Source organism: Endozoicomonas sp. OPT23 (assembly GCF_009653635.1).
GTDB lineage: Bacteria > Pseudomonadota > Gammaproteobacteria > Pseudomonadales > Endozoicomonadaceae > Endozoicomonas_A.
The window spans coordinates 948,662-960,202 of the sequence record NZ_PPFD01000003.1 but is presented as its reverse complement, the minus strand read 5'-3'; the positions used below and the strand labels follow the sequence as shown (position 1 = coordinate 960,202).

Annotated in this window: 9 protein-coding genes; 1 reads left to right on the top strand and 8 read right to left on the bottom strand. The window is 47.0% G+C overall.

The annotated features are described in order from the left end of the window. Positions 1-173: 173 nt before the first annotated feature. On the bottom strand, positions 174-1,595 hold the full coding sequence (locus tag EOPP23_RS10160; protein ID WP_153765828.1) for a hypothetical protein: 1,422 nt from the start codon (positions 1,593-1,595) through the stop codon (positions 174-176). 190 nt (positions 1,596-1,785) lie between these two features. Between EOPP23_RS10160 and EOPP23_RS10155 the strand changes: the two genes are divergently transcribed. Then, positions 1,786-3,036 (top strand): MFS transporter, encoded by a 1,251-nt coding sequence (locus EOPP23_RS10155; RefSeq protein WP_194842567.1) that lies wholly within the window; start codon positions 1,786-1,788, stop codon positions 3,034-3,036. 25 nt (positions 3,037-3,061) lie between these two features. On the opposite strand, the gene EOPP23_RS10150 is transcribed toward EOPP23_RS10155, so the two are convergent. From EOPP23_RS10150 to EOPP23_RS10120, 7 genes are all read right to left on the bottom strand, one after another. Then, positions 3,062-4,537 carry an OTU domain-containing protein gene (locus EOPP23_RS10150; RefSeq protein WP_153765826.1) on the bottom strand — a complete coding sequence of 492 codons (1,476 nt, stop codon included), beginning with the start codon at positions 4,535-4,537 and terminating at the stop codon, positions 3,062-3,064. Between the two features lie 160 nt (positions 4,538-4,697). Then, entirely contained in the window at positions 4,698-5,684 is a 987-nt protein-coding gene (oppF, locus tag EOPP23_RS10145) for a murein tripeptide/oligopeptide ABC transporter ATP binding protein OppF (RefSeq protein ID WP_153765825.1), read from the bottom strand. Next, positions 5,681-6,682, bottom strand: a complete 1,002-nt coding sequence (locus EOPP23_RS10140) for an ABC transporter ATP-binding protein (RefSeq protein ID WP_153765824.1) — start codon at positions 6,680-6,682, stop codon at positions 5,681-5,683. The genes oppF and EOPP23_RS10140 overlap by 4 nt, the downstream gene beginning before the upstream one ends. A 12-nt stretch (positions 6,683-6,694) precedes the next feature. Then, entirely contained in the window at positions 6,695-7,624 is a 930-nt protein-coding gene (gene oppC / locus EOPP23_RS10135) for an oligopeptide ABC transporter permease OppC (RefSeq protein WP_370514750.1), read from the bottom strand. Positions 7,625-7,643: 19 nt separating this feature from the next. Next, positions 7,644-8,570: an oligopeptide ABC transporter permease OppB gene (oppB, locus tag EOPP23_RS10130; RefSeq protein WP_153765823.1), complete on the bottom strand. Its 927-nt coding sequence runs from the start codon at positions 8,568-8,570 to the stop codon at positions 7,644-7,646. 127 nt (positions 8,571-8,697) lie between these two features. Continuing rightward, entirely contained in the window at positions 8,698-10,335 is a 1,638-nt protein-coding gene (locus EOPP23_RS10125; protein ID WP_153765822.1) for an ABC transporter substrate-binding protein, read from the bottom strand. A gap of 593 nt (positions 10,336-10,928) precedes the next feature. Continuing rightward, positions 10,929-11,522, bottom strand: coding sequence for a YhgN family NAAT transporter (locus tag EOPP23_RS10120; protein WP_370514739.1), 594 nt, complete (start codon positions 11,520-11,522; stop codon positions 10,929-10,931). Between the last annotated feature and the right edge of the window lie 19 nt (positions 11,523-11,541).

Genomic DNA, 11,541 nt, shown 5'->3' with positions numbered 1-11,541 from the left:
GGACAACTTATTAGTTAACTTAGCGGCTAAGTGGTTTCTGGAAAGTTATTCGAGTGAAATTGGTATCGACGTTCAGGCTTAACCGTTGAGAACAGGGCAAGCTAACATCCGTCATTTACCAGGTATTTTTGATGGGCGAATTAAACCCCTGAAAGCTATCGGAGGCAACCCCTCTAGGTAGATAAATCAGGTCGAGTGGTGCTGATTCCTCCTCGAGCTATTACCGCCTGAGAATATTGTGATTTAAGTACGCTGAATGGGATGAAATTAATGCAGTGGCATGAAGATGGGAGCTCGAACTTTCTCTTTGAGTAATCACTGCTAACCAGCAAAATCTCGTATTCATCCTGCCCTTTTATAAACGAGGTTTCTGTTTCGTTTTTCTGAATAGCGGCCTGTGAATCGAAAATATTGGCTAATGTTTTTCTGAGCACAGCTGGATCATCATCACCGTAAGGGTCGAATGTAAATATACCTTCCTGCCAGCGTTTATCTGAATCGAATCCAGCCCCCAAAGCGATGGCCGCAACAACATGGTTGGCAGAAGTACCTCCAGTAAGGCTGCTTAATACTGATCCGGCAGAGCCGGATTTTCCCAGCACAACAGGTACTGCACACCTCAGATTCTGCTTTATCAGTTCTCTGGTCGTTTTCGTATCAAGCTGAGCAGCTGGAATTTCAATATAATTTGAAGACCTTTTAAGAAGTGGCTTTGCAAGAAATTGAATCTCTGGCAGGCAACGAAGACTGTTTCTGGCATCTGAATAATCCAGAGGGTTTCCTTTACCTCCTGCTCCGGGCAGTAGCTCAAGCTGCGTATTTAGCTCTCTTATTACAGGTGCACTGACCTCTTCCTGTATCAGGCTTTGAAGGCATTCTCTTCGATTGAGCATAAGCGCCAGGTATGCCTTTTCAAAAAGGCCAGGCCAACTGGAAGCAAGAGAGTCTCTGAATGAGAAGATATCCTGATTATTGCTATTGAGCAGCCTGTGTGAGGACACAATCACAGGCGTGTCCTGCTCAAGAATGGGGTCAAAAAGGGTAACTCTGAAGTAATGATCTCGTTCGTGGTTTATAGAGCTGGCTATGACTCTTTGACCAGTGGGTGAAGCAGCATAACTGGCCAGGCTGGCTAAAAGGAAACAGCTTGAACGGCTACTGGTTTGTTTGATGTCAGAGATAGTCGGGGTGACTTTAATAACCGCGTCAGAATACTGAAGGTAGCTTGCTTTATCGATATTTAGATCAGCAAGTAACTCTTGGTCAGAACAGAAAACTGCTTGAGCAGAGGTCATTGATTGAACCTCTTCTGGCAGCCGGTTGGGAAGAATAATAAATGGTTCAGCACACACTTTTTGTGTGTCCTTATATGAATGCAGAACCCTCTGAACAGTTCTAGTAAGCGGCTGGCTGATAGCTACTTCCCTGGATGCTCTGGGAATAAGCATTTCATCATTAGAGCGGGCCTTGACACTCATTTCCTTAAATTTTGCTATCAGCTTCCCTTTAATCTCGTCTCGCAGGCCTGCACCTGCTGGAGAAGCGTCCAGTAATAGAAACTCCCCTGATGAAGAAAGATCTTTGCTGCCATCCATAGCTGTCAGTCGGTTCCAAGTTCTTTATTAGAGAATAGCTTCTCTTTGCAGTGCGGCTTATCGACTGCAGGCATTTTGCTGAATATTAACTAACCTGATGTTCTCGTTTTATAGAAACCATTCAAATAAATCAGCCTCAAGTGAAGAAGCCCTTCACGACGTAGCGCTTCACGATAAGAAGGTGCAAATATTGAATAAGGAGTACTCTCTTTCCAGAAAGCAGCTGGCAGGGCTTTTACTGGGCAATATCATTGAGTATTACGACTACATTCTCTATGGCCTGATGACGCCTGTTATTGCCACACTCTTTTTTCCATCTGATGATCGTCTCACTTCTCTACTAAACAGCTTTGTACTCTTTGCGTCAGGCATGCTGATACGCCCAGTCAGTGGTGTCATTCTTGGTTATCTCGGTGACTGTTACGGAAGGCGCAGAGTGCTGCTGTTGAGCTGTTTCGCAACTGGGCTTGGGACATTTGGTATTGGCTGTTTGCCGGATGCTGCCAGTGCCGGAGTGATGGCGACTGTTTTACTAGTGCTTTTACGGCTGTTGCAGGGTTTTGGTATGGCGGGCGAGTTCTGCTCGGTACTGGTTTGTCTCGGAGAAATGGCTCCGCCTTCCAGGCGAGGATTTATCACCAGTCTTGCCCACAGCAGTGGCATGCTGGGAACGCTGCTTTCTTCTCTTGTAGTAGCTCTTATATATCTGCTTCCGGACGAACAGTTATACAGCTGGGGCTGGAGACTGCCTTTCTGGTTTGGGGGGATCGTTTGTTTTACTGCGTGGGGAGCCAGGAAAAAGCTCCCCAGGTTGCCAGATAACAATGCTGAACCGATCAACACCAGGCTCTATACCAGTGAGTATGTCGGATTATTGAGAATGCTTATGGTGGTTGGTGTAAACACTCTGATTTTTCATCTGTTTTTTGTTTTCTTCAGCACGCAGATGATCGAGATTCTGGCTATCCCCAAACAAACAGCCATGCTGATTAACAGCATTAACCTTGTTGGCCTTGTTGCATTCTCTGCATTGGGGGGCTGGTTGGGAGACCGGTTTGGCCGTCGAAAAGTTTATAGCCTTTGCCTTACATGCATCACTCTGATTTCGGTGCCTGCTTATTCTCTGCTTAATGAAGGTTATGGCTGGGTTGCCTGTGCAATAGTTCAGGGCGTATTCGCAATGCTGGGTGGTTGCACTCTGGGGGTCAGCAGCGCTTTATATACTGAGCTGTTACCTGCCCGTATAAGAATGTCTGGAACAATGGTTCCTTACAATATTGCCATTGTCGTTTTTGGCGGAACGGCACCACTCATAGCTATAGGTCTGATGGAGTGGACGGGTACGGTTTCTGCTCCTGGTTATTATCTGTCTTTGGTGTGTCTGTTAGCGTTTTTGTTGCAGCGTCGCATCAGGGACAAAACAGGGCTTATTTTAGAGTGATTTTACCTAGCCTGACTCGGAGTAATCACTGAGAGTCTCGCCAACCTCCTCGCGGCACAAAGTTGTCGCTGTGAAAGATGATGAAAAGGCCCAGCGCAATCGTGATTGGAACGTATGAAGTGTTTTGCCACTGATCTGGAAAGTACCTTCTTCCCAAGGCATGAATAAGCACGTGCAGTCTTTCACTAGCTTCGGTGATTATTTGGTTCAGTGGCTGCAATCGATCAGGCACTGCACCTTCAGTACTAATTGCCAGCCTTTTGAAGCCTCGAATGCTCTGAATTGAATGAATAGCTTTATTTAATTCAGCGTCTTCCAGAGGAGATAAGGCACAGCTGTTTAAAAGGTTCGTAACAAGCTCGAATACTAATGAAGCATAGTGAAGAGAGCCAAGAATATGATGGACGGAGTTATTCTGGTCAAATTCGAAAGTCATACCGCCAGTGTGAATCATTATCTGACTGGAAGGATGTTTATTGGTTTTTGTATCCTGAGAGGAGGCGACTATCTCACGGCACTGACTGTTTGTACTCTCTGTGTTTTGTAACAGGCGCAAAATGATTTTGATAACTGTTTCTGCAGAGTTTTGCATACTTATAATTTGAGTACACAATGTTTGCTGTTCTATAGAGTGAGCCTCGAGGTAATTCGCAAGAGCAGAAGTTAGCGTTGCCGAGCAGATCGGATTCAATAAAATATTAATCTGATCAGTAATCTGGCTAACCAGATTAAGTAATTGTTCCAGTACACAGCAGTCAACAGCAGTTGGACTTAGCTCTGAAACACCCATCTGAATATCTGCCAGCCTTTTGCAGGATTGTCTTAAGAATTGAAGCTGGTGGAGGATTACGCTGCTGTTATTACTTATTTCAAGTTGTATGTCCGGAAGTTGAATGAGCTCTTCTCCCAATCCGGAAGTATGAACTGAAAGTAGTTGCTGAAGTTGCTGAAGATAATTCTGAATTCCAGATGTCCAAGTATCCTCTGGTGTTTCAGGCTCTGCTTGAAGTGCAAACCACATTCCTTCAAAAAGAACCAGTTGGTGCTCAGGCATGGGTTGGGATGCAAACTGCGGGCTGTAGACAGAAAAAGCACCGGATGAATTAATCAGAATACTTTCAGGGATTATTTGGAATGAGGAATTCAGCTGAAGAACAAGGATGGATTGCCCCAGCATGTCGGCCATAGCGACTGCTTCCGCACTTCCCTGCCAGCTTGATGAATCATCTTTGCATGGAGTGTGCAATAAGTGGTGACTCAGGTCTGAAATGGATGAATTAACAACAATATGCCCTAAGTTATCTTCCAGATTCGAAGGCATTAATGGGTTAAAATTATTCAGGTGGCGCCTTAATCTTTGGTAAAGCTGTTCCGCAGTATCTCCACTTCTAAGTAGGTTAGCTATTGAGTGATAGAAACAGTATCCGTCGTGTTCGACCTCAATTAACGTCAGCTTCCATGGCTTGGCTGAGGCTGGATATGAAATAAAGTAGGCACTCATGGCTAGTGCTGAAATTATTATTAGCCTCAGTCTCATAACAACTCAGAGTTATATAATTAAAGGCTTAAAAGTAGATTCCTTTTGGTGATTCAGCTATTTCAAATATGAAAAAAGCCGCACCCCTCTAAGGGTGCAGCCTTTTTATTAAAGCAGCATGCTATTACAGTGCTTTAGGACAAGCTACATAGTGCTCTTGTCCCAGATCACTCAGGATCGGGCGATCTTTCGCACAGCTGGCATCAGCAATCGGGCAGCGGGTTCTGAACACGCAACCTGAAGGCGGGCTGATAGGAGAAGGCAGGTCACCTTCCAGCAGTTCAATCTCCTTAGCTCTTTCCAGCTTCGGATCAGGAATCGGAACTGCAGACAGCAAAGCCTTGGTGTACGGATGACGAGGGTCAGCGTACATAGGTTCGGACTTGGCCGTTTCCACTTCGTTGCCGAGATACATTACCAGTACACGGTCACTGATGTGTTTTACAACACTCAGGTCGTGGGCGATAAAGATCAGGGACAAGCCCATCTCCTTCTGAATCTCTTTCAGCAGGTTAACCACCTGAGCCTGAATGGATACGTCCAGAGCACTTACCGGCTCATCACAGATGATCAGCTTTGGTTTCAGAATCAATGCCCGGGCAATACCGATACGCTGACACTGACCGCCGGAGAATTCGTGCGGGTAACGGTTGATTACGTTAGGCAGCAAACCTACCTTCGTCATCATTTCACGGACACGCTGCAGAACTTCTGCCTTGGGTGTTTCCGGGTAATAGTTACGCAGTGGCTCGGCAATGATATCGCCGATGGTCATACGAGGGTTCAGGGACGCCAGCGGGTCCTGGAAGATCATCTGAATGTCTTTACGGACTTCGTTCATGTCTTTTTCAGACAATCCAACGATGTTCTTACCGTTCCACTCGATTTGACCTTCGGTGGCTTTTACCAGGCCGATAATGGCGCGGGCAAAAGTAGACTTACCACAACCGGACTCACCTACTACACCCAAAGTTTCACCGGCATACAGGTCGATGTTGACGCCATCAACGGCCTTCAGCATCGGAGCCTTATCCCATGGCCACTTCTTGGCCTTGTGGATAGGAAAGTGAACCTTGACGTCACGTACTTTCAGGATCGGTTCATTACTCATGCCACGACTCCTTCAGCAGGTGCGTTACTGGTTGCAATAGTGTCTGGAGTCCAGAAGCAGGCTTTTTGACGACCATCGTCAAAGGTTTCCAGTGGTGGTGCTTCTTTACGACACTTGTCCATCACATGAGCGCAACGCTCCTGGAATGGACAGCCGGTTGGCAGACTCAGCAGGTTTGGTGGATTGCCCGGGATAGTAGGCAGAACCTCACCTTCAGTATCCAGACGCGGAATAGCTTCCAGTAGGCCGGCAGAGTATGGATGACGAGGATCGTAGAATACGTCGTTAGTGGTGCCGTACTCCATGGTACGACCAGCGTACATCACCAGCACTTTGTCGCAGATACCCGCTACCACACCCAGATCGTGGGTGATCATGATGATGGCGGTGTTGAATTCACTTTTCAGTTCGTTCAGCAGTTCCATAATCTGAGCCTGAACGGTTACGTCCAGAGCAGTGGTTGGCTCGTCAGCAATCAACAGTTTTGGACGACAGAGCAATGCCATAGCGATCATTACACGCTGACGCATACCGCCAGAGAATTCGTACGGGTACATATCCATCCGCTTGCGGGCTTCCGGCATTTTTACCGCGTCCAGCATTTTCACGGATTCTTCAAAGGCTTCTTTCTTGCTCATGCCCTTATGCAGCTGAAGTACTTCCATCAGCTGCGGACCTACTTTCATGTAGGGATTCAGGGAGGTCATCGGGTCCTGGAAGATCATGGCAATCTGCTCAGCACGAACTTTGTTCAGCTCGGCTTCGGTCAGACCCAGTACTTCCTTACCTTCAAATTTGGCAGAACCTTCGATGATGCCGTTCTTGGCCAGCAGCCCCATCAGGGCGAAAGCCGTCTGGCTTTTACCGGAACCGGATTCACCTACGAGGCCGAGAGTTTGACCGGCTTCGAGTGTGAAGGTCATGTTGTTGACGGCGGTTACATCGCCGTCGGGTGTCGTAAATCTAACCCGCAGGTTATCTACATCTAGAAGACTCATTGAAACCTCCGGTTAGCGATCTTTAGGATCCAGCGCGTCACGCAGACCGTCGCCGATAAAGTTAAAACAGAACAGGGTGATAACCAGGAACGCTGTTGGGAAAGCCAGCTGCCATAAGGCTACATCCATAGTTTGTGCACCTTCGTTAACCAGAGCGCCCCAGCTGGTCATTGGCTCTTGAACACCAAGGCCCAGGAAGCTGAGGAAAGACTCAAACAAAATCATGCCAGGTACCAGCAGGGAGGCGTATACCACAACGATACCCAGCAGGTTTGGAATCAGGTGACGGAACACGATCTGACGGGAAGTTGCACCACAAACAATAGCGGCTTCAATAAACTCCTTTCCTTTCAGGGAGAGAGTCTGCCCTCTCACTATTCGCGCCATATCGAGCCATGATACTGCCCCGATCGCGACAAATATCAACAGGATTGAGCGGCCAAAGAAGGTCACCATCAGGATAACCAGGAACATGAATGGGAAAGACTGGAGGATTTCCAGCGCACGCATCATCAGATTATCAACACGACCACCCATGAAGCCTGCGGTGGCGCCATAGACCGTACCGATCAGTACCGCTACCAGTGCGCCAAGTGCGCCAACCATGAAGGAGATACGACCACCTTCGAGAGTACGGACAAACAGGTCTCGACCCAGAGAATCGGTACCAAAGAAGTGGCCGTTCTCAGCGGATGGACCTTCAGCCATGTAGCCCCAGTCGATTTCGTCGTAAGCGTAGTCGCTGATTAATGGTCCAAAAGTAACCATCAGGGTAACGATACCCAGAATGATCATACTGGCTACAGCCGCTTTGTTATTAAGAAAACGACGGCGAGCGTCAGCCCAGAGACTGCGGCCTTCGATTTCCAGTCCGCCTGAGGAGAGTGCTTCCGAGAAGTTTTCAACCGCTTTCTGGTTGTCTTCTTTCATCGTTTTATTCATTGATGTTACAGCCATGCGATTAACGTCCCACCCGGATTTTTGGATCGATCAGACCGTAAAGAATGTCAACGATCGCGGTAAACAGAATGGTGAGAGCGCCAATGATTACAGTCAGGCCCAGTACCAGGGAGTAGTCACGGTTAAGAGCACCATTAACAAAGTGCTGGCCGATTCCTGGCAGACCAAATACGGTTTCGATAACAACGGAGCCGGTGATAATGCCGACAAATGCAGGGCCGAGATAAGACACAACAGGCAGCAGGGATGGTTTCAGAGCGTGCTTGAAGATGATGTGGCTGTTTGGCAGACCTTTGGCACGAGCAGTACGGATAAAGTTACTGTTCATTGTTTCAATCATGCTTGATCGCATGATACGGGCTACAGCAGCAACATAGAGGATAGCCATGGCTGCTACCGGAAGAACCATATTCTGCCAGCTACCATCGTTCCAGCCACCGGCCGGTAGCCATGGCAGAACAACGGCAAATGCCAGAACCATCAGTGGTGCAATTACGAAAGATGGCAGAACAACGCCGACCATGGAGAAGGTCATAACGGTGTAGTCGACCCAGCTGTTCTGTTTCAGAGCAGCCAGAGTACCCAGACCAACACCCATGATAACGGTGATAACAAAAGCAATGGAGCCAATGGTCAGGGAAACCGGAAAGCTTTGAGCTACCAGTTCATTAACGGTGTAGTCCTTGTACTTGAAGGACGGACCCAAATCACCATGGAGAAGGTCACTCAGGTAGTAGGCAAACTGTTTCCACAGAGGCTCGTTAAGGTGGTACTTGGCCTCGAGGTTGGCAAGAATTTCCGGCGGCATATTGAAATCACCGGTAAACGGGCTGCCAGGTGCCATCTGCATCAGGAAAAAAGATAAAGTGATGAGAATGAACAGCGTCGGGATAGCAACGGCAAAGCGTTTTATAGCAAATGTAAACATAGAGGTACCGATATTGATTCCCTTCAGGGTGCGATACCAGCTGTCGTGATCAACGTTGGCTGGTATTAAAACGCTGAAAAGGCAGGGAAATACTTCACCTGCCCTTTCTGCTTACCCAAAAGGGCGGTTAGTGCTTCTTGATGTAGAGGTCTCGAGAGTAAATGTTGTCCTCAACGTTTTTGGTGGTGTAACCACCGACCCAAGGCTTAACCATACGGTGTGTAACGTATTGGTAGATTGGTGCGATAGGCATCTCTTCCGCCAGAATCTTCTCAGCTTCTTCGTACAGAGCTACACGCTTCTCGTCAGAAGAAACCAGTCTGGACTCAGCCATAATCTGGTCGTAACGCTTGTTGTACCACTTGCCATCGTTATTACCGTGGCCAGTAGTTTTCAGGTCCAGCATGGTGGATGGTTCATTGTAGTCACCAATCCAGCCTGCACGGGAAACTTCGAACTTGCCTTCGTTCTTGGTATCCAGGAATGTTTTCCATTCCTGATTTTCCAGAGTGGTCTGAACACCCAGAGATTTCCACATGTAAGAAACGGCTACAGCAACGTCCTTATGAGATTCACTGGTGTTGTACAGCAGGTTCAGTTTCAGAGGGTTGCTCTTGTTGTAACCCGCTGCTTCAAGCAGTTCTTTCGCCTTCTTGTTACGCTCTTTCTGAGTCATCAGGCTGTAATCGGTAGCCGGTGGTGTAAAGCCGGCAACAGCTTCTGGTGTAAAGGCGTAAGCAGGGAGCTCACCTTTTTTGGTGATGCTCTTGGTGATCGCGTCACGGTTAATGGCGTAGGACAACGCCTTACGTACACGAACATCGTCAAATGGTTTTACTTGAGTGTTGAACTCGTAGTAGTAAGTACCCAGCTGAGGAGTGATCTTTATTTCACCCGGGATTTCTTTCTGCAGAGACACGAAGTGCTTGGAAGAGATTTCGTTAGTCAGGTCCAGTTCACCGGCCTTATAACGGTTCAGTTCAGCAGTCTGGGAAGCGATTGGCAGGAAAGTTACCTGATCGAGAACCGTTTCCTTATCGTTCCAGTATTTGGTGTTGCGCTTTAGAACGATACGCTCGTTAACAACCCACTTGTCCATCACAAAGGCACCGTTGGAAACGATGTTTTCAGCCTTGGTCCAGTCAGCACCAAACTTCTCTACAACCTTTTTGGGTACAGGGAAAGTGGTCTGGTGAGCCAGCATCTTGATGAAGTAAGGAACGGCTTTTTCCAGAGTTACCTGGAAGGTTTTGTCATCAACAGCTTTAACACCCAAACTATCTACAGGCGCTTTACCTGCGATGATGTTGGAAGCATTGATGATGGTAGGGATTTTCATGTACCACGCGTAGTTAGACGCAGTAACAGGGTCTACAGCGCGCTGAAATGCGAAGACGAAATCGCCAGCAGTTACAGGCTCACCATTGGACCAGACAGCGTCTTTACGCAGTTTAAAGGTGAATACCTTGTTGTCTGCAGAAACATTCCAGCTTTCGGCCTGTGCTGGAATAGTGTTGCCTTCCAGATCTTGAGTGACCAGACCTTCAAACATGTCACGGGTTACGCGGGAACCAGGAGTACCCTCTACTTTCTGGGGGTCAAGAGAAGCTGGCTCAGCACCATTGCCTCGAGTAATTTCCTGCACGTCAGACAGCTGGGTACCAGCCGGCACGATTGCAGCGGAAGCAGTGGTGGCAGCAATAGCGGCTGCCAGTGTCAGGGCTGGGATACCAGCCAGTTTCAGAGCCTTGGATGGCTTCTTCATTTTATAAATCCCCCTTTGCAGTAGCTACGGGTATGCAGTCACCGCGTAATTTTAGTCGGAGTTATGATTTTTGAGCGAGATTCAGTCAATTACTGTTTTTGACAGTGCATAACTGATTTGACGAATAACACCCGATCCTGAGTGCCACCTATTAGAATCAATACTTTGAACGGCTTTCGACATATCCGCCAGGTGCTACACAAATCCTGTTAAAACGGCATACGTTGTTTAACTTTGCTTCGGTTTTTGCTTAAGCAATAACCGAACCGTAAATCAATGAAGCCCGAATATAACTAAAAGTTTGATTTCGAATCAAGAAACTTTTTAATGGATATAGGGCAGTAGACTAATAAGGCTCCATGTTAATTTTTTGTTTTAATGACTTTTATGGGAGAAATGATTGGAAGCGTAACTGTCGCTGGTATTTTTTTTGGTTTTTATAGCATCGATCTTGTAAGAATAACTATATTGCTTTTTTTTGACTTTATGCAGAATTATCTAGGTAAAAGTGCGATAGGTATTTATTTCATCCCTCTGCCTTTTATACTTATTTGATGAAAGGCAGAGAAGTTTTGAAATTAAGTTTCTAGAAATTAACTCAGATAACTGGCTATACCATCCATAAACATTTGTACTGCAATCATAACCAGAATCATTCCCATCAAACGTTCAATGGCAAATACACCTCGCTCACCCAGTAATTTCATAAAGCGACCAGAGCACAGCAGAATAGCAGAACTGACAGTCCAGGCCAGGAGTACAGCTGTTAGCAGCTGCCATTGCTCCTGTGGGTGCTGGTGACCCAGCAGTATCAGGGTTGCGAGTATTGAAGGCCCCGCCACCATTGGGATAGCAAGAGGAACGATGAAAGGCTCGCCGTCAGGTGTATCACCCATAATGCCACCTCCGCCACGGCCAGGAGGAAAAATCATTTTAACGGCAATCATAAATAGAATAATGGCACCGGCAATACTCACTGATTCCTGTTTCAAATGAAGTGTGGCCAGAATCTGTTCACCTGTGAAAAGAAACAGAACCAGAATTAACAGTGCAATGAGCATCTCTCTCATCAATACTTTCGAGCGGCGATGTTCGGGAACTGTTTTCAGAACAGAAATAAAAATAGGGATATTGCCTAAAGGATCCATGATCAAAAAGAGCAATATTGTTGTGGAGAAAATATCCATCAGATCTAGCCTGGATTAC

What these genes read in the sequence shown, in the direction of transcription:
- oppF (WP_153765825.1), bottom strand. Translation starts at nt 5,684, where the DNA reads ATGAGTAATGAACCGATCCTGAAAGTACGTGACGTCAAGGTTCACTTT.
- oppB (WP_153765823.1), bottom strand. Translation starts at nt 8,570, where the DNA reads ATGTTTACATTTGCTATAAAACGCTTTGCCGTTGCTATCCCGACGCTG.
- EOPP23_RS10125 (WP_153765822.1), bottom strand. Translation starts at nt 10,335, where the DNA reads ATGAAGAAGCCATCCAAGGCTCTGAAACTGGCTGGTATCCCAGCCCTG.
- EOPP23_RS10120 (WP_370514739.1), bottom strand. Translation starts at nt 11,522, where the DNA reads ATGGATATTTTCTCCACAACAATATTGCTCTTTTTGATCATGGATCCT.
- EOPP23_RS10150 (WP_153765826.1), bottom strand. Translation starts at nt 4,537, where the DNA reads ATGAGTGCCTACTTTATTTCATATCCAGCCTCAGCCAAGCCATGGAAG.
- EOPP23_RS10160 (WP_153765828.1), bottom strand. Translation starts at nt 1,595, where the DNA reads ATGGATGGCAGCAAAGATCTTTCTTCATCAGGGGAGTTTCTATTACTG.
- EOPP23_RS10140 (WP_153765824.1), bottom strand. Translation starts at nt 6,682, where the DNA reads ATGAGTCTTCTAGATGTAGATAACCTGCGGGTTAGATTTACGACACCC.
- oppC (WP_370514750.1), bottom strand. Translation starts at nt 7,624, where the DNA reads ATGAATAAAACGATGAAAGAAGACAACCAGAAAGCGGTTGAAAACTTC.